Origin of the sequence: Aeribacillus composti (genome assembly GCF_007827555.1) — a bacterium.
Taxonomy (GTDB): Bacteria; Bacillota; Bacilli; order Bacillales; family Aeribacillaceae; genus Aeribacillus; species Aeribacillus composti.
The window spans coordinates 51,813-70,399 of sequence record NZ_VISS01000005.1 but is presented as its reverse complement, the minus strand read 5'-3'; the positions used below and the strand labels follow the sequence as shown (position 1 = coordinate 70,399).

Genomic DNA, 18,587 nt, shown 5'->3' with positions numbered 1-18,587 from the left:
CGCCAAACGGACGCTCTTTTTTCAGCAAGGCACTCCCATCCCGGGATTGCAAGAGGGGTTATTGAAGATCTTTTTCAGAAATGTTTGTTAATGCTTCTCCTGCCGCTTCATCAGAAGTCTTATTTGTTGCTAAATCTCCTAATGCGACCATGCCGACAACTTGATTATTTTCCACTACAGGCAACCGGCGAATTTGATTTTGTGCCATGATTTGGGCAGCTTCTTGCAGACTCGCGTCTGGACTACAGCATACAGGGTTTGTCGACATAACTTCTGCAACGGTTGTGCTTTCGTTTTTGCCCTGAGCTGTTGAGCGAAGCGTAATATCACGGTCTGTAATAATTCCTTTTAATTGTCCATTATCTGCAACAGGGATCGCACCAACATTATGCTGTCTCATTAACTGAGCAGCTTCCTGAACAGTTTGATTTGATGAAACGGAAATGACATTAGAAGACATGATATCGCGAATTTTATCCATAGTCTCACTCCTTTCGTTGATAGTTTGAACAATATGTAAAAATTTATGAATGATAATAATTCTTAGCTGATGTTTTATTGATTTCATCGCAAAATCATTTTTAATTCAGGGGAAATGTATTATAATGCCTTTAGAAAGAAAACAGAGAGGTTAGTTGGATGGATGATAAGCGAAAAGACAATTTGCTGTTGATAGGCTGGATCGCTTCTTTAATTTCTACCTTAGGAAGCCTGTATTTTTCTGAGATCATGCATTTCGAACCATGTAAATTGTGCTGGTTTCAAAGGATATTTATGTACCCGCTCGTTGTTATACTTGGAATAGCTGTAGTAAAAAAGGATTACAAAATTGCAAGCTATTCCTTAACTTTGTCCATTATGGGAGGCATGATTTCCATTTACCATTATTCTATACAAAAAATTCCTTTTTTGGGGGAACATAGCCTCGCATGCGGAAGAGTTCCTTGTACAAGCGACTACATTAATTGGTTTGGATTCGTTACAATTCCTTTCTTGGCTTTAATTGGCTTTTCAATTATTTTCCTCACAAGCTTTTTCATTTTACGGCAGAAAGGATAACGTTTCCGTTATTTTCAGATTTTTCAAGAGGCGAATGATGCAAATTCTATAGACCAGCAAACAAAACCTTTGGATTTATAGCTTTCAATTATGTTTTTTTACCCATATTAAGACGTAATCGCAATCCGGCAAGTTCATGAGGTCTTAGAAAGATAAACATTTATTTTTTGCGGTTGCCGTCATTCCCGTCATTTATGAAAATCGGTTTACATTTTTTAGTGCAAAGGAACGAAAGGAGTGAATAACGGCGATACTTTCCCCAAAATTTTTAAAATTACGGGGTCTTCTCGCCAAATTATATGAAAAAACTGCTTATATTCGGCGGAATCATTATTGTACTGTTCGCGGCACTGGCAATTGTAACAAATTTGCAAAATAAGCAAAAGGCGGAAGGAAATCCGTACAAAAAGTCGAGCCTGCATCCTGAAACCGTCAAGCTGCTGGATGATCCAAATTATCAAAACATCATACTTCCGGATGAGCTAGAAACAAAATTAAATAATCAAGAAGATGTCATTGTCTATTTTTTCAGTTCTACCTGCCCGCACTGTAAAAACACAACACCGATCTTAATGCCTTTGGCAAAAGAATTAAATGTGGATATCTACCAATACAACCTTCTTGAGTTTGAAGAGGGCTGGGACGAGTATAACATTGATGCAACTCCAACGCTTGTCCATTATGTAAACGGAAAAGAAGCCGATCGTATCGTCGGTTCACAGGAAAAAAGCGTTTTTCGAGAAGCGCTGGAAAATTGGACAAAATCAGAATAAGGAAAACCTGTCTTTTCATGACAAATATGGAAGCTGTAAATGCCTGCTTGGCAATATGGAACAATTGTCTGTCGGAGAAAAACAAAAACTTGCACAAGAAAGTTAAAGCCGCTTTTATTTCAAAAGCGGCTTTTTGAATAATCAAATTTTGTCAATCTTAACAGGAAAAGCGGACAGAATATCCGTAGCTCCAATATTTAGAAATTTTGTTCATACTGCAATAAATCGTCTTCATACGCTTGGCTCCAGCAAAATAATGAATGATTTGCAAATCACTATCGCAAAATAATCAATTTATCCGGAAAGATTTCCAAACATATTTCTTCTTCAAGCTCACAAATGTATTTCCATTGAAGCTGAAGCATTTTTTCACCTTTCAAAAGCTGCTGAACAGCATATAGGAAAGGCTTGTAGTATTACCGATTTCTTATTTCTTACCTTTTAAAAAGTATCAGGATCAGGACCTATCCGCTCATTTTTATTGAGGGAATCGATTTTTTCCATATCTTCTTGAGATAGTTCAAAATCGAAAATAGAAGCATTTTCAATAATTCGATGCTCTTTTGTCGATTTTGGAATTGTCACGACCTCATGTTGAAGATCCCAACGGAGAATCACCTGTGCGATCGTTTTATTGTATTTTTCAGCAATCTCGGCTAAAGTTTCATTATCGAGAAGCCCGCCTCTCATAAGCGGGGACCAAGCTTCAAATTGAATGTTTTGCTCTTTGCAATATTTTCTAAGTTCCTCCTGTGTTAATCTTGGATGAAATTCCACCTGATTAACCATCGGTTTAATCTCCGCACTTTGCAATAAATCCTCTAAATGGTGAACATGGAAGTTGCAGACTCCAATCGCCCGAACTCTTCCGTCTTTATACAACCGTTCTAATGCCTTCCATGTTTCTTTATATTTTCCTGAAACTGGCCAGTGGATTAAATATAGATCCAAATAGTCTAATCCTAATCGATTTAGGCTGTCATCAAACGCTTTTAATGTAGAGTCGTAGCCTTGATCGTCATTCCAAACTTTTGTTGTGATAAATAGTTCTTCTCTCGGTATTCCCGATTCTTTTATCGCAATTCCGACTCCCTCTTCATTTTTATAATATGCCGCCGTATCTATGCTGCGGTAGCCCGCTTTAATTGCTGATTTTACAGCTTGAATTACTTCTTCCCCTTCATTGACTTTATATACGCCTAAACCAAACCACGGCATTTTAACACCATTATGTAAAGTCACCGTATCTTGCAAGCTTTTGACCAACCAACTCCACTCCCTTTCTAGTTTTGGTGCATCATTTCTATTATGCATGATCCTTATCAAAAAGTGAATATTTCGAAAAGATTAAATCATTTCAACTATATCTTCTACTTCCTTTAGCATCGCCTTTTTTGTATTTTCATCGACATAAGGAACTGAATAAAAAAACTTATGAGTGATTGTTTCAATCCCGCAAAAATTTAAAATACCGACATCAACGATTGTCTCCATTGATGCAATTAACTGATATGGCTTTAAATAATTTTCCGGATGAGATGTTGTTTGAAAAATAATCGCTCTTTTATTTTGCAAAAGCCCTTTTGCCCCTTCATCCGTAAACGTAAAAGCGAAGCCATTCGTGAATATTTTTTCGATATATCCTTTTAAAATAGCGGGCATGCCGTTCCACCATGTCGGATAAATAAAAATTAATTGTTTTGCCCACGAAAAATGCATTTGTTCCTCTTGTATCGCTTTGGATACGGCTGGATTTTGTTTTGTAAAGTAATCTTCTTTTAAGACAGGATTAAAATTCATTTCATACAAATCCCGAATTCTAATTTCATGCTGTTTCTGCTGAAGTTTTTGTACAGTAGTCTGCAAGATCGCATAATTAAAACTGTTGGGATTAGGATGGGCGTAAATAATCAGTGTATTCATAAAACTACCTCCAGACGATGTTACTTTTAGTATGAAAGTTCTTGTTGATCTTCATGCACGACAGCACATAATGAATCCCCTTTCATTTTTCATAATTTTTGAAAAGGAAAATAATCTTAAAATAAGGTTGAAAGTTAGTTGGAACTTGGTAAAATAACAGTAATCTAAATCTTTTTTAAAAGGTTGGGAATACTATTTGAGTACAAAAAAAACTTGCCGTTTTATTATTCATGCAACTGGAAAAAATGGAGAAACGTATTTAGCGACCTGTCAAAACAAAAGGGAAGTAAAACAATGGATTACAGCCAATCACTCGAAAGTAAATAAAAAAGAATTGAAAATCATTGACAAACAGAAAAAACAAATAGTAGCCAAAAACATTTTCATTGTGTCCACCGTTCTACTTGTACTTTATCAGCTTTATATACTTCTTTAGGGACATCCAGTCAATTGGCTGGATTTTTATTTTTGATCATTTAGGACAATTTCTTTAGTATAATATATAGAGAATTTGTTCTTTATAGGAGGAACTTGAATGGAAAACTGGATTACAGATTTTATGGAACAATATGGCTACCTCGGGATTTTTTTAATTATTGCGCTAGAAAACATTTTTCCACCGATTCCGTCCGAAATTGTCCTTCCTTTTGGCGGTTTTATGACCACTTATTCGAACCTGACAGTTCCAGGAGTTATTTTGGCGGCAACTTGCGGCTCCGTTGTCGGTGCAATCATTTTATACGGCGTCGGTCTGTTGCTGGATGTTGAGAGGTTGGAAAAAATTGTTGACCGTTGGGGATACATATTGAAAATTTCAAAAGAGGATATACATAAAGCAGACAATTGGTTTGATCGTTACGGCATATGGACTGTGTTATTTTGCCGAGTTATTCCGTTATTGCGAAGCTTAATTTCCATTCCTGCTGGAATGTCCAACATGAATTTCGTTTTATTTTTGATTTTCACTACGATCGGTTCTCTCGTATGGAATATATTTCTCGTATCGGTTGGCGCGGGATTAGGAGAAGCTTGGCCTCTCATTACCGAATACATAGATATTTATTCGAAAATCATTTATGCTGTGATCGCCGTTCTTGTATTTGCTGCAATCATCATTTGGTATTTTTTTCGATTCCGACGCTCCAAATCATAACGCTTTGCCTGAAGCGCTGAAAAATAATATATGCGCGTTTTTTATACTTTTGGCTCGCCTCAATCAAACAAATACCGCTCGCAATGATGATTGAGGCTTAGCTATTCCATTCATCGCTGATAAGCGATTATTTCCACTTGTCTGGCCGAATGAAAGGATATTGGAAAGCTGCTTCGAAAACGCGCTTTCCAATGATTTGTTTTATGCGTCATACAATTCAAACAATGTAGCGAGGCCCAGACCACCTGCGATTCCTAATGTTGCGATTGCCCGTTTGCCTCTCAATCTTTTCATTTCTGTGCAAAGCCTTGCAACAAGAATAGCGCCTGAAGCACCATAAGGATGTCCGATGGCAATAGCCCCTCCTCCCACATTCAGCTTTTCCAATGGGATGTTTAATTGCTTAACAGAAGCCAATACTTGAGAGGCAAAAGCTTCATTAAATTCGATTAAATCGATATCCTCCATTTGGAAGCCGGTTCGTTTCAGCAGCTGTTGCACTGCTGGAACAGGACCAATGCCTAAAAGGTTCGGATCGACACCTGCACTTGTACAATCGACAAATTTCAGAACGGGCAGAAGCCCAAGCTCTCGGCATTTTTTTTCAGACATGACAAGGACGGCACAAGCCCCGTCATTCAATGGACAAGAATTTCCAACAGTCACTGTGCCATTTTCTTTAAATATCGGCTTCATGGCACGAAGCCTTTCCAAGCTCAACCTTTTCCTTGGACATTCATCACGATCCATGCCATTTACAGGGACAATTTCACTGCTGAATCTGTCATTCTCCATCGCTTGAACCGCTTTTTGATGGCTGCTGTATGCAAACAAGTCCTGCTCTTCCCTTGAAATTTGAAACGCTTCCGCAACATTTTCCGCCGCTTCCCCCATTTCAGGATCACCGAACGACTCCGGCGAAAACCGTGCTCTCGTATAGATCTTAGGTGGCTTCATTTCATATAAAGATAAAGGTTTTTCAATTTTCCAAGGGGCAAGGCTTGTACTTTCGACTCCTCCGGCAATATAAATGTCGCCGGCTCCTGATTGGACAAGCCGGCAAGCGAGATTCACCGCTTCCAATCCTGATCCGCATTGGCGATCAACAGTAATACCCGGAACTTGATCGGGAAGCCCCGCTAAAAGGAGTGAGAGTCTAGCGATATTTCCTCCTGGACCGACCGCATTTCCTAAAATAACTTCATCAATTTCCTGCGGATCAATTCCGCTCTCGTCTACAACCGCTTTGATGACTGCAGCAGCCAGTTGTTCAGGGCGGACGTTTTTAAACATTCCCCCCATTTTTCCAATAGGCGTTCTTTTTGCCATAACAATGACAGGGATCGTCATTTTTCTTCCCCTTTCACAATGAATTCAAGTTCTTTTCGCGCAATCTTTCCGCTGGATGTATAAGGGAACTCGTCCACTTCATAAAACGTTCGCGGGCATTTATATAACGGGAGCTCAGATCGGCAATAGCGCTTTAATGCATTGAAGCTTCTATGCTGAGCTTTCTCTTTCCATTTAATAAATGCAACCGGCTTTTGCCCCCAATAATCGTCCTCTACTCCAATAACAACCGCTTCCTCAACCTCATCCCGTTCCTTCAAAACTTTTTCAATTTCTTCCGGATAAATATTTAAACCGCCGCTGATGAACATATTTTTCTCGCGCCCAACGATCGTTAGAAAACCGTTCTCGTCTAAGTACCCTAAATCACCAATTGATGCGCCGTCATCCTTCAATACATTTTTTGTTTCAATCGGGTTGTTGAAATACCCTGAAAATAATAAATTGCTACGTACGACTACTTCCCCAACTTCATTAAAGGATGCTTCCGATCCATCTTTTTTTCTGATTGCTACTTCCACACCTGGAAAAGGAATGCCGACACTTTTTGGCGCTTTTTTAAAAATTTCATCATCGACATAACTGACAAAGCTTAATTCTGATGCGCCATAAAACTCAAACAACTGTCCGTTCGGAAACATTTCTTTTAACTGCTTTCTAGCTTCATAAGAAAGCTTTGCACCAGACGAAATGATTGTTACATTGTTCATTATGCATTTCTCTTCATTTTTCTTCATTTGAAGCAAAGCTTGAATCATCGTTGGAACACCATAAAATACAGTTGCCTCTCTCTTTAACAAAATATTAAATGTTTCCTTTTGAGAAAAAGCCGGGAGCAAATAAAAAGTCGCCCCGATATGTAAGGCGTGAACAGCCGCAAACAGGGACAACGAATGACATAAAGGACCGGGAGCAAGGATGACATCATTTTTTCCATATCCAAAAATTTGTTCTCCGACATTAAAGCTTTCCAGCCAGGATTTATGATTTCTCATATATCCTTTCGGTTTTCCAGTTGAACCTGAAGTAAAGCCGAGATAAAACAATTCTTCATCAAACTCTTCCCACTTCTCGTGATGATCCGTTTGGACATCTTTTTTTATTTCGTCAATTAACATGACGTTCTCCTGCTTTATTCCGGTCCGCTCCAAAAAATCGCGGCTTCCAATGCATACATCCAGCTGGCCGCTTTCCAATACATGCCGGATATCGCGCTTTCTCCATTTTGGATCAAAAGGAACAGCAATCCCGCCAAGTGTAATAACGGCAAAAAACACTTCTAAAAATTCTGAAGTGTTTCCCATTAATATGCCAACTTTTATATTTTTTTTGTTTGTCATTCGAACGAAAGCTGTTTGTATTTTTTTTATATTTTCGTACAGTTCATAATATGTAACTGTCTCTCCATTTATTTGTTTAATTGCCGGTTTTTGAGGATGTTCGTATGCAAATTGACTAATGTTTCTCCCGATCCCCATCAGCTCACCCCTTAAGCAGCCTGTTTATTACGAGCTTTAATCAATGGATACGATTTTTGAATTCTTACTGCCAAAAATGCTGAAATCACCGCTTTTGTTAAATCTCCTGGAATATAAGCCAACGCCGATATGCTCGCACTTATCCAATTCATATTGGCAATCCAAGACAAATAGGAAATGCCGCATAAATAAACAAATAAAATGCCTCCAATTATATTAAATACTAACACTTTCCAAAATGCTAATTTTTCAAAATTCTTTTCAACTAAAAAACCGATTATAAAGGATGCAAAAGGCCAAGATAAAATATATCCACCGCTCGGACCAAATAATACTGCCAGCCCGCCTCTTCCGCCAGCAAGAATCGGTGCTCCGGCTCCTACAAGTAATACAAACAACAATAAACTGATAAATCCTCGTTTGGATCCTAATATTGCCCCTGCCAGCATCACACCCAATGTTTGAGCGGTGATTGGCACTGGCGTGAACGGAAGCGCAATCGGCGGTATGAGGCCGAGCACAGCAACAACAGCCGCGAACATTGATACTAATACCATATCATATAACTTCATATAAATAACTCCTTTCGAAAAAATTTTATAATCACATAATAGTTGAAATAACGATTTTTGTAAACCTAAAATTTATTTAAGTTTACATTAAAATGTTTTTTCATAAAGAAATGACAATTAGGCTTGTTCACGATACAATATCTTTATAATTGCTATTGAGGTGACTCTTGTGCCCGAACTAGAGCTGACTTTTGATACATTAATCATCGCCCTTTCACTGCAGATCTGCATACAGATCGGGCTAAACTTTTTTCATCGTTATGTCCGTACTGGTTATCAAATTTCTGCCAAAGCGAAATTTGAACAGTTCAAAAACAGCTTTTTTGACAGCATTTCAAGAGAGATCCCGTATTTCACTTTCCTTTTTCTTTCATTTCTTATAAAGAAAAGAAAGCGGAAAGAGGGACCGGACGATATGGAGGATCATCTTTTTCCTTCCCTGTTGGAGACACATTTTGTTTATTTATAAGGAGGAAAAAGATGCGAAATATTTTGTATATCGTAGTCATGATCACTTTTGTTGCACTAACTGGATGCAGCGCTGGCAGCTCAAATCAATCAGGCTTTTTCCATCAAACATTCGTTGAACCTTTTTCAATTATTATTAAAACTTTTGCGGACTGGTTTCACGGCAGCTATGGAATCGCGATTATTTTAATTACGGTCTTGATTCGGTTGATTCTTATGCCGTTAATGCTTCGCCAATATAAAGACCAGCAAAATATGAAATTGAAAATGGAGAAAGTCATGCCGGAGATGAAGGAGCTGCAAGAAAGGTTTAAAAAGGCGAAGGATCAAGCAGAACAACAAAAAATTCAAAAGGAAATGATGGATTTCTATCGAAAGCACGACATCAATCCATTGAAAATGGGCTGCCTTCCCATTATTATTCAAATGCCGATCATCATGGGGCTGTATTATGCCATTCGCGGTTCGAAAGAAATTGCAACACATTCATTTTTATGGTTTAATCTCGGAACACCTGACCTTATTTTGACGCTTTGTGCTGCAGCTATTTATTATGTGCAATTTAAAGTTTCCATTAGAACGGTACCTGAAGATCAATTGCAAGGACCGATGAAAATGATGGGAATGCTGTCGCCGCTAATGATAGGAACAGCTTCTTTTGCTTCACCAGCTGCCTTGCCTCTTTACTGGACAGTAAGCGGATCATTCCTTATTCTGCAAACATTACTTGCGCAAAAGCTCTACTATAAACCAATAGAAAAAGAAAAAGGCAAGAACTCTGAACAGTAGAATCAGTAGCCGTACAAAAATACCTTTTGCGAACAATATGAATAAACTAGCGAATTGATCTTTCCTCTTGCGTTAGACAGTAAAATCACCTGTCTAGCGCAGGAGGAAATTTTTTTGGTTGAAGGGGACTGTGAAAATCTTCGTGCTTATCTTCTCTCCAACATGCAAATGAATCTGCTGAAATTTTCCTTCAAAAAATCTTTTTGAACAGCTGTTACTAGAAACTGCAAAACAAAAGAAGGAACCTATGTCAGGTTCCCTTTTCACACTTAGCCGGTTTTACTTTCTTGTTTTTTAAAAAAAGTTTTCATCGCATGAAACACATCTGCTTTTTGCTTTAACACAAAATAGCGGAATTTTGGATTGTTGATGTTTTTATAAGCTGACATTAAGGTGGAGTATCTGTTGTACTGGTTGACCTCGCCGTAACAAAAGATGTTGCAAATTTTCATTAGTTCTTCGACAAGCTTCACGCATCGGCTGTTATCTGAAGTTAAATTATCTCCATCGGAAAAATGGAACGGATAAATATTGTACCGGGAAGGCGAGTATTTTTCTTCAATAAGTGCTAATGCTTTTCGATAGGCAGAAGAACAAATGGTGCCTCCGCTTTCACCTTTTGAAAAAAATTCATCCTCAGTGACAACCTTTGCCTCCGTATGATGGGCAATAAATTCAATATCTACCGTTTCGTATTTCGATCTTAAAAATCTAATCATCCAAAAGAAGAAACTTCTTGCCATGTATTTTTCCCATATTCCCATAGAACCGCTCGTATCCATCATTGCAAGCACAACAGCTTTTGACTCTGGTTTTTCCACTTCGTTCCAAGTCTTAAATTTCAAATCTTCCGGATATATCGGATAAAAACTTCGTTTTCCTGCCATCGCATTTCGTTTAAATGCCGAAAGCATTGTCCGTTTTTTATCAATGTTTCCCATAAGGCCTGTACGGCGAACATCGTTAAATTCTATTTTTTCAGCAATATTCTCATCCATTTCTTTTTGCTGTAAATCTGGAAGTTCAAGTTCCTGAAAGAACGCTTTTTCCAAGTCCATAATCGACACTTCAGCTTCATAATAGTCCTCTCCAGGCAAATCTCCAGCGCCTTCGCCTTTCCCAGCTGCTTGTGCATCATTTGTGCCATCCCTCGCAACGACATCGCCAATTTTACTGTCTCCCTTTCCTTGGCCGACATGTTTGTTTTTGTCATAGTTATATCGAATTTTATATTCATCAAGCGACCGTATCGGAATTTTTACTACATTTTTTCCGTTTGACATGATGATGCTTTCTTCTGAAATAAGATCAGGGAGATTATTGCGAATCGCTTCTTGCACTTTTTCTTGATGGCGAACTTGGTCATCATGGCCTTTACGATGGAGGGACCAATCCTCTCTAGAAACAACAAAGTGATGGTTCCCTTTGGATGTCATTTTTTTCCCTCCCTTAAAAAACTTGGCAATTCTTTTATTATATTCAAACGAATGAGTTCGTTTGGACAAATAAAAGATTATTCTATCATATGCTCGAATCTTCCAAAATTGACATGCTGTTGCACACCTTTTTTGATTAGAAATTTTGAAAAAAATAGCGCCCATTGGGCGAATCATGAACGAAACCAGCTTCAATTGTCAACGATTTAGTAAACTGCCTACATAGCGAAGAAGTTCATTGGCAGATGTTGAATTGTATCCATATTCATCAATGAGTCTCGCTACAACCTCGTTAATTTTCTTTAATTGCTGTTCGTCAGGCGTTTTAGTTGACGTTGTAATTTTCACAACGTCCTTCAAATCTGCAAACAATTTTTTTTGAATAGCTTCGCGCAACCGCTCATGGGAATTGTAGTCAAAACGTTTCCCTTTTCTTGCATATGCTGAAATGCGAATCAAAATTTCTTCTCGGAAAGCCTTTTTTGCATTTTCTGAGATGCCGATTTGCTCCTCAATCGAACGCATCAATTTTTCATCCGGATTCATTTCCTCGCCTGTCAGCGGATCGCGGATTTTGCTTTTATTGCAATACGCTTCAACATTATCTAAATAGTTGTCCATTAAAGTTTTTGCTGATTCTTCATATGAATAGACAAACGCCTTTTGAACCTCTTTTTTCGCAATTTCATCGTATTCTTTCCGCGCGATGGAAATGAAATTCAAATAACGCTCACGGTCTTCTTCTGAAATCGAAGGATGCTGATATAAACCTTCTTTTAACGAACGAAGTACATCTAACGCATTGATAGAAGGCACTTCTTTCCGAATAATGGTAGAAGAAATCCGATTGATGACGTAACGAGGATCGATGCCGCTCATTCCTTCTTCCGGATATTCTTTTTTTAGCTCTTCCACATCTACAGCATTAAACCCTTCAACCAATTCTCCGTCGTAAAGCCGCATCTTTTTCACAAGATCGATATCCGATCTCTTCGGCTCCTTTAAACGGGTTAAAATAGTAAACATTGCCGCTACTCTCAATGTATGAGGAGCGATATGAACATCGGATACATCGCTTTCTTTAATCATTTTTTCGTAAATTCTTTCTTCATCGGAGACCTTTAAATTATACGGGATCGGCATGACGATAATTCGCGAATGGAGAGCCTCATTTTTTTTGTTTGAAATAAATGAACGATATTCTGTTTCATTCGTGTGAGCGACTATGAGCTCATCAGCTGAAATGAGCGCAAATCGGCCCGCTTTAAAATTTCCTTCCTGAGTTAGAGATAGCAGATGCCATAAAAATTTTTCATCACATTTCAACATCTCTTGAAATTCCATCATTCCTCTGTTTGCCTTGTTAAGCTCTCCATCAAATCGATAAGCTCTCGGATCGGATTCTGAGCCGTATTCAGCAATTGTAGAAAAATCTATACTTCCCGTTAAATCGGCAATATCCTGCGATTTTGGATCAGACGGACTGAATGTGCCGATTCCTACCCGTTTGTCTTCTGAGAAAAAAATTCGCTCAACTAAAACATCCTCAATTCTCCCGCCGTATTCTTCTTCAAGGCGCATCATATTAAGCGGAGATAAATTGCCTTCAATTCGAATGCCGTATTCTTTATAAAAGTCGTCGCGAAGATGGTGCGGAATTAAGTGCAAAGGATCTTCATGCATCGGGCAGCCTTTAATTGCATAAACTGCACCTCTATCGGTTTTCGAATATTCTTCTAATCCCCTTTTTAACAAAGTGACAAGTGTAGATTTTCCGCCGCTGACAGGACCCATTAACAACAGAATTCTTTTTCTTACATCCAGCCGCTTAGCAGCGGGATGAAAATATTCTTCCACAAGCCGTTCCAATGCTTCGTCCAGTCCAAAAATTTCCTGGTTGAAAAATTTATATCGTTTTCGGCCATTAATCTCCTCAATCCCTGCATCTTTTATCATATTATAAACGCGAGAGTGGGCGGATTGGGCTATCCATGGTTTTTCTTTTAATATTTCCAAATATTCAGCGAAGGTGCCTTCCCATTTTAAGCGCTCTTCCATTTCTCTATGCTTTTCGATTTTTTTCAAAATATCCATCAGGGACCTCCTCCATCGTTGGTTTGAGCACCAGATTAATACAATTTATGCGAGGATGTCCTTAAAGATGCTTTTTGATTAGCTTAATGTTTGAAAATGAGTTAAAAAATTTTGACAAAATGACAAACCTTAGGGAAATTCTTTCACTCGTTGGGAATGTTAATGTATAATAAAACTAGTAATTTTTGATTACGTTGTACATATGAAGGAGGGATCTTTTTCATGAAAACTGCTTTAGTTTTAGGTGTCTGCATCGCATTTTTAGTTGCTATTTTCACGGCAGGATACAACGATAAACCTGGTGTCAACAAAAAATAATTTTGTGCATATTGATGATTTGTTCACAAGTAGTCCTCCCGGTAATTTTGTGAAGCGGTAAAGCAGGTAGGGAATTTCGGCTTGTTTTAGTTCCATGAAAATAACTCCAAAACATAAAAGGGGTGCTAATAATGGCGGCAGAAAGAGTATTTATCAGCCCTGCAAAATATGTTCAAGGTAAAAATGTCATTACAAAAATCGCGAATTATCTTGAAGGAATTGGAAACAAGACAGTCGTGATAGCTGATGAAATAGTTTGGAAAATAGCTGGGCATACAATAGTAAACGAATTAAAAAAAGGAAATATTGCAGCCGAAGAAGTAGTTTTTAGCGGAGAAGCTTCAAGAAACGAGGTAGAAAGAATCGCGAATATTGCAAGAAAAGCAGAAGCTGCTATTGTAATCGGCGTTGGTGGAGGAAAAACGTTAGATACCGCAAAAGCGGTAGCGGATGAATTAGATGCTTATATAGTGATTGTGCCGACAGCTGCTTCAACTGATGCGCCAACTAGTGCTCTTTCTGTTATATATTCTGATGACGGCGTATTTGAAAGCTACCGTTTTTATAAAAAGAATCCAGATCTTGTACTTGTCGATACGAAAATTATCGCCAATGCTCCGCCACGTTTACTTGCCTCTGGAATCGCTGATGCACTTGCAACTTGGGTGGAAGCACGCAGTGTTATAAAATCCGGAGGAAAAACGATGGCGGGCGGTATCCCTACAATTGCAGCTGAAGCAATTGCAGAAAAATGTGAACAAACTTTATTCAAGTACGGGAAGCTTGCCTATGAATCAGTAAAAGCAAAAGTCGTCACCCCTGCGTTAGAAGCGGTCGTCGAAGCAAACACGCTCCTTAGCGGACTAGGTTTTGAAAGCGGCGGTTTGGCAGCGGCTCATGCTATTCATAACGGATTTACCGCGTTAGAAGGCGAAATACATCATTTGACACACGGAGAGAAAGTGGCATTTGGTACTCTTGTCCAGCTCGCTCTCGAAGAACATTCACAACAAGAAATTGAACGCTATATTGAGCTTTATTTGAGCCTTGATTTGCCAGTCACGTTGGAGGACATTAAATTAAAAGATGCTTCACGCGAAGATATACTAAAAGTCGCTAAAGCAGCAACCGCAGAAGGGGAAACAATCCATAATGCATTCAATGTGACAGCTGATGATGTAGCAGATGCGATTTTTGCTGCTGATCAATATGCGAAAGCATATAAAGAAAAACACCGCAAATAACGTTTTGAATTGGCATTTCTTCATGGGATACCTTGATGACTGCAAAAAAGGCCAGGCGCTTTGACAGCTCTGGCCTTTGTATTTGCTTTTTTAACCTTATGGTAGTCCGCTTCCTTCTCATACTTCCTTTAATAACCGCCAAAAATAATGTATATTTACAATCCGAAAGAAGCCCAAAACTAAAAGTGTTTAAGATAATCCATGAAAGCTTTGCTGTCTTAGCGCCTCATACACTAAAATAGCGGCAGTGTTCGACAAATTTAATGCCCGAACGTTTTCCGTCATTGGAATGCGCAAACACCGATCTTCATTTTCTGCAAGCAATTCTTTTGGAAGTCCTGTTGTTTCACGTCCAAAAATGAAGAAAATCTCTTTGGAAGGATCACTAAAATCATAGCTCGTATAATATCGTTTTCCAAATTTAGTTATATAGTAGAAATCCCCGTTCTGGTTTTGCTGAAAAAAATGGTCAAGAGAATCATAATAATGAATGTTTACAAATTCCCAATAATCAAGCCCTGCGCGTCGAAGCATTTTATCATCCGTTGAAAAACCTAAAGGACGAATTAAATGAAGGGCTGTATTAGTCGCTGCACAAGTTCTAGCAATGTTTCCAGTATTTGCAGGGATTTCTGGTTGAAATAAAACAACGTGTAATGCCACAATGATTCACCTCGAAAACTATTATAACATTTTTAAGAATCCTCATTATCATCAATGATATGAAAAAATTTATATTGAATGTTTTCTGTATAGGCAGTTGAGTCTTCGTACGACCAATATCTCATTCGGCTGTTGGATGTTTGGGCATTGACAAGCGGCATATCGCTTTTATCTTTTGCAACAACAAATGTTGAATGGTCAAATCTGCCGTCGCCTTGAAAATCATAACAAATCACATCCCCGGGCTTAAGCAGCTCAGGAGACGAAACTTCTTCCGCTCTAAGTCCTGTTTTTGATGTGGACAAATACAGCATCAGCGCATGAGCTACAGACCAGCTGTAGCTCCAATTATTATTCGCAAGCCACCATCCTGATGACCGGTTCGGGTAGCCTCTCATCGGCGCATCACCGGCACGTAAACATTGGGAAACATAATTTGTACAATTTACGTCAAAATAAGGATAATTCGGATTTCTGCTGTTCCACCACCGTTCCGCATATTGGACGCTTTTCAACCGATCATATTGAAAAGAAACCCGTTCATCTTTTCCATGCCACTCTTCGTTTGACCAATCATCCTCTTCATCTTTATGAAAACAGTCTTTTAGTTTAACTTCATCAGATATTAAATGACCTTTATTGGAAAACTTCGCTACCCGCTCTTCCCCAATTTCTTCTATATATAAAAAATCACCCTGCTTATAAAGAAGCCTGTAATCACATAAATAATCTACAACGGTTGCCTCATCTTCGATCTGTTTCGGCCATTTTATGAGACAAGTCGCTTTCACTATTTCCGCTTTTCGTTTTGCTGCCAGCTCTTTTTTCTTTTCACACCATTCAAGCTCTGAAGATTGCTGCCGATTGTGATTGACAGATTTGTTCACTAAAAATTGCAGCTTTTCATTTATTTTTCGATAAACAGCCTGTACGTCCACATTTGTCACCACCATTTTCGTTTCTTCTATATACGTATGATGGTGACAATTAAAATCATGCTTTCAACATTTCAATTCCTTTGACAATTTCATTCTTTACTTCTTCATCTTGTTCTTTTTCCAGAGCTTTTTCCAATTCAAAAAGCACTGATTGATCTCCTATCCTTCCAATCGCCCATGCGGCGGTTCCCCGAATAATCGGTCTTGAATCTTCGTGCATCAGTTTAATTAAGTCAGGCAAAGCCGTTCTATCTTTATAATGGGCTAAAGCGATGATCGCATTTCGCTGAATCGGTTTTTTTCCTCTCCATGAACCAGCTATATGGCCGAATTTTTCTTTAAACTCGCGGTTTGAAATATGAAGAAGCGGCTTTAATTTTGGCTTTGCAATTTCAGGATCCGGTTCCATTTCAGAATGGATATGGAAATCCTTTCCTTTATTTTCCGGACAAACAAGCTGACAAGTGTCACAGCCGTAAAGCCTGTTTCCGATTTTCCCACGATATTCATCAGGCAGAAACCCTTTTGTTTGCGTTAAAAAAGCAATACATTTCTTTGAATCGAGCTGCCCGCCTTGTACGAGCGCACCAGTCGGACATGAATCGACACATATGTTGCAGGATCCGCATCGGTCTTCAATGGGGCTGTCGGGAGGAAAAGGAATATTTGTAATCATTTCGCCCAAATATACATAAGAGCCGAATTCCGGTGTAATAATCATGCAGTTTTTTCCGCTCCATCCGATACCGGCTCGCTCTGCTACGGCCCGATCCGACAGCTCCCCCGTATCGACCATCGATTTAACCTGTGCTCCGTCCACTTTTTCTAAAATAAATCTTTCCAGCTTTTTCAACCGATCTTTTAGAATCACGTGATAGTCTGTCCCCCATGAAGCCCTGCAAAATAAACCGCGCCGCTCTTTTTTTGTACTTCTGGGAGCATTTTTCATTTTTGAAGGATATGCCAACGCTATAGAGATAATCGATTTTGCTTTTGGAAGGAGCAGCTCAGGATTTGTCCGCTTTTCGATATCAGGCTCCTCGAATCCTGACTGATATCCTAACTGCTGCTGTACAATTAACCGCTCCTTCAATGTTTCAAAAACATCAGCACTCGCAAAACCGATTTTATCGATTCCAATTTGCTTGCTGTATTCAATAATTTCTTGTTTGAGAACTGCGAAATCCACACCGCTCCACCCCCTTTGTTTTTATTTCAAAAAATATATAAACTATGTTAAGATAAAATGGCTGAAAATAGGAGGGAAATCAATGGAATTTTTTATTGCTGAAGAGGTCAAACAACGAATTCCTCACTTTAAAATAGGCTTAATTGAGTATGATCATATTCAAGTATCCGAATCCCCCCAAATGTTAAAAGGGAGACTTCGTTTCTTTCAAGAATCTATTTTTTTCGATCTAGAAAATAAAAATGCAGCTGAATTAGACGGCATTCGAGAATGGCGGGAAGTCTTTAAGCGTGTTGGCACTGATCCTAATCGATACCGCCCATCCAATGAGGCTCTTTTTCGCCGCGTTCAAAAACAGCAATACTTACAGTCTATCCATTCAGCCGTTGACTTAAATAATTTTTTCTCCTTGAAATATGAAATTCCGTTAGGCATCTACGACCGAAACAAAATAAAAGGATCTATTACGTTAAAAATCGGTGAAAATGATGATTCATATGATGCCATCAACGGCCGCCAAGTAAATTTGGAAAATAAACTAGTAACCTGTGATGCAAACGGACCTTTCGGAAGCCCCTATGTTGATTCCAAGCGAACAGCAGTACAGCTTTCGACAACAAGCGCTTTACATATCGTTTATTTAAAGCCATCGATGCGGACAGAAGAAGCAAAAAAATTACTTGAAGCGATGGCAAACATGTTTGTTCAAATTCACGGTGGAGATGCTCGCCAACAAATTTTCGCTTAAGCCTCTCCCTTTTCTTTCTTTTAATGGCATGGCAGCCATATACAAAATTTCTATAATGAAAAAACGCAATGCTTCGTTTGCTTATAAAAACGAAACACTGCGTTGATGAATGATATGTATGGAGCGGGTGATGGGAATCGAACCCACGACATCAGCTTGGAAGGCTGAGGTTTTACCACTAAACTACACCCGCATACATTATTTCTTTTCTATTTAAGATGAAAAACACGCACTTGTCATGCCTCTTCCTCTTCCAGCTTATTCGAAGAAGTAGATGCGTCGAGGCAACTCGATGCTTATTCATTGAAGCATCGCTCGTGGCTGAGGTTTTACCACTAAACTACACCCGCATACATTATTTCTTTTCTATCAAGACGAAAAACACGCACTTG

General features: G+C 38.8%; 18 protein-coding genes and 1 tRNA gene. 7 read left to right on the top strand and 12 right to left on the bottom strand.

All coding sequences use genetic code 11. From position 1 onward, the window contains the following. Window positions 1-58: 58 nt before the first annotated feature. Entirely contained in the window at window positions 59-481 is a 423-nt protein-coding gene (locus FB379_RS04095) for a CBS domain-containing protein (RefSeq protein ID WP_063387258.1), read from the bottom strand. 158 nt (window positions 482-639) lie between these two features. Here FB379_RS04095 and FB379_RS04090 point away from each other — a divergent pair, with 158 nt between their 5' ends. Then, on the top strand, window positions 640-1,059 hold the full coding sequence (locus FB379_RS04090) for a disulfide oxidoreductase (protein WP_063387257.1): 420 nt from the start codon (window positions 640-642) through the stop codon (window positions 1,057-1,059). A 299-nt stretch (window positions 1,060-1,358) separates the two neighbouring features. Beyond that, window positions 1,359-1,832: a thioredoxin family protein gene (locus FB379_RS04085; protein WP_117016939.1), complete on the top strand. Its 474-nt coding sequence runs from the start codon at window positions 1,359-1,361 to the stop codon at window positions 1,830-1,832. 441 nt (window positions 1,833-2,273) lie between these two features. On the opposite strand, the gene FB379_RS04080 is transcribed toward FB379_RS04085, so the two are convergent. Together FB379_RS04080 and FB379_RS04075 are read right to left on the bottom strand one after the other, a co-directional pair. Then, complete coding sequence (locus tag FB379_RS04080) at window positions 2,274-3,098, bottom strand: aldo/keto reductase (protein WP_094244595.1); 825 nt, start codon at window positions 3,096-3,098, stop codon at window positions 2,274-2,276. Window positions 3,099-3,179: 81 nt separating this feature from the next. Continuing rightward, window positions 3,180-3,755: an NAD(P)H-dependent oxidoreductase gene (locus FB379_RS04075; protein ID WP_144597066.1), complete on the bottom strand. Its 576-nt coding sequence runs from the start codon at window positions 3,753-3,755 to the stop codon at window positions 3,180-3,182. Between the two features lie 196 nt (window positions 3,756-3,951). Here FB379_RS04075 and FB379_RS04070 point away from each other — a divergent pair, with 196 nt between their 5' ends. Further along, window positions 3,952-4,191 carry a hypothetical protein gene (locus tag FB379_RS04070; protein ID WP_144597064.1) on the top strand — a complete coding sequence of 80 codons (240 nt, stop codon included), beginning with the start codon at window positions 3,952-3,954 and terminating at the stop codon, window positions 4,189-4,191. 99 nt (window positions 4,192-4,290) lie between these two features. Then, window positions 4,291-4,908, top strand: coding sequence for a DedA family protein (locus FB379_RS04065; RefSeq protein WP_066250903.1), 618 nt, complete (start codon window positions 4,291-4,293; stop codon window positions 4,906-4,908). Window positions 4,909-5,109: 201 nt separating this feature from the next. Here FB379_RS04065 and FB379_RS04060 read toward each other — a convergent pair whose 3' ends face one another. Genes FB379_RS04060 through FB379_RS04050 form a run of 3 tightly spaced genes read right to left on the bottom strand, consistent with a single transcriptional unit; the run spans window position 5,110 to window position 8,308 of the window. Beyond that, on the bottom strand, window positions 5,110-6,258 hold the full coding sequence (locus FB379_RS04060; RefSeq protein WP_144597062.1) for a thiolase family protein: 1,149 nt from the start codon (window positions 6,256-6,258) through the stop codon (window positions 5,110-5,112). Beyond that, on the bottom strand, window positions 6,255-7,736 hold the full coding sequence (locus FB379_RS04055) for an AMP-binding protein (RefSeq protein WP_144597060.1): 1,482 nt from the start codon (window positions 7,734-7,736) through the stop codon (window positions 6,255-6,257). The genes FB379_RS04060 and FB379_RS04055 overlap by 4 nt, the downstream gene beginning before the upstream one ends. Before the next feature lie 11 nt (window positions 7,737-7,747). Next, complete coding sequence (locus FB379_RS04050; RefSeq protein ID WP_094244590.1) at window positions 7,748-8,308, bottom strand: biotin transporter BioY; 561 nt, start codon at window positions 8,306-8,308, stop codon at window positions 7,748-7,750. A gap of 480 nt (window positions 8,309-8,788) precedes the next feature. Here FB379_RS04050 and yidC point away from each other — a divergent pair, with 480 nt between their 5' ends. Then, a complete protein-coding gene (gene yidC / locus FB379_RS04045) occupies window positions 8,789-9,565 on the top strand; it encodes a membrane protein insertase YidC (protein ID WP_063387247.1) in 777 nt (258 codons plus the stop codon). Window positions 9,566-9,834: 269 nt separating this feature from the next. Here the strand turns inward: yidC and yhbH are convergent, their stop codons facing one another. Together yhbH and FB379_RS04035 are read right to left on the bottom strand one after the other, a co-directional pair. Next, window positions 9,835-11,001, bottom strand: a complete 1,167-nt coding sequence (yhbH, locus tag FB379_RS04040; RefSeq protein ID WP_144597058.1) for a sporulation protein YhbH — start codon at window positions 10,999-11,001, stop codon at window positions 9,835-9,837. 198 nt (window positions 11,002-11,199) lie between these two features. After that, entirely contained in the window at window positions 11,200-13,095 is a 1,896-nt protein-coding gene (locus tag FB379_RS04035) for a PrkA family serine protein kinase (RefSeq protein WP_063387245.1), read from the bottom strand. Window positions 13,096-13,544: 449 nt separating this feature from the next. Here FB379_RS04035 and FB379_RS04030 point away from each other — a divergent pair, with 449 nt between their 5' ends. Continuing rightward, complete coding sequence (locus tag FB379_RS04030) at window positions 13,545-14,657, top strand: glycerol dehydrogenase (protein WP_144597056.1); 1,113 nt, start codon at window positions 13,545-13,547, stop codon at window positions 14,655-14,657. 189 nt (window positions 14,658-14,846) lie between these two features. Here the strand turns inward: FB379_RS04030 and trmL are convergent, their stop codons facing one another. The 3 genes from trmL to queG are packed head-to-tail and all read right to left on the bottom strand — an operon-like array spanning window position 14,847 to window position 17,447. Continuing rightward, window positions 14,847-15,320: a tRNA (uridine(34)/cytosine(34)/5-carboxymethylaminomethyluridine(34)-2'-O)-methyltransferase TrmL gene (gene trmL / locus FB379_RS04025; RefSeq protein ID WP_063387243.1), complete on the bottom strand. Its 474-nt coding sequence runs from the start codon at window positions 15,318-15,320 to the stop codon at window positions 14,847-14,849. A 32-nt stretch (window positions 15,321-15,352) separates the two neighbouring features. Continuing rightward, entirely contained in the window at window positions 15,353-16,273 is a 921-nt protein-coding gene (locus tag FB379_RS04020) for an amidase domain-containing protein (RefSeq protein ID WP_186439328.1), read from the bottom strand. Between the two features lie 40 nt (window positions 16,274-16,313). Further along, window positions 16,314-17,447 (bottom strand): tRNA epoxyqueuosine(34) reductase QueG, encoded by a 1,134-nt coding sequence (gene queG, locus FB379_RS04015; RefSeq protein WP_063387242.1) that lies wholly within the window; start codon window positions 17,445-17,447, stop codon window positions 16,314-16,316. A gap of 82 nt (window positions 17,448-17,529) precedes the next feature. Here queG and FB379_RS04010 point away from each other — a divergent pair, with 82 nt between their 5' ends. Continuing rightward, complete coding sequence (locus tag FB379_RS04010) at window positions 17,530-18,195, top strand: B3/B4 domain-containing protein (protein ID WP_144597051.1); 666 nt, start codon at window positions 17,530-17,532, stop codon at window positions 18,193-18,195. 119 nt (window positions 18,196-18,314) lie between these two features. Here FB379_RS04010 and FB379_RS04005 read toward each other — a convergent pair. Then, window positions 18,315-18,388: transfer RNA gene (locus FB379_RS04005), tRNA-Gly, on the bottom strand. Window positions 18,389-18,587: the final 199 nt, after the last annotated feature.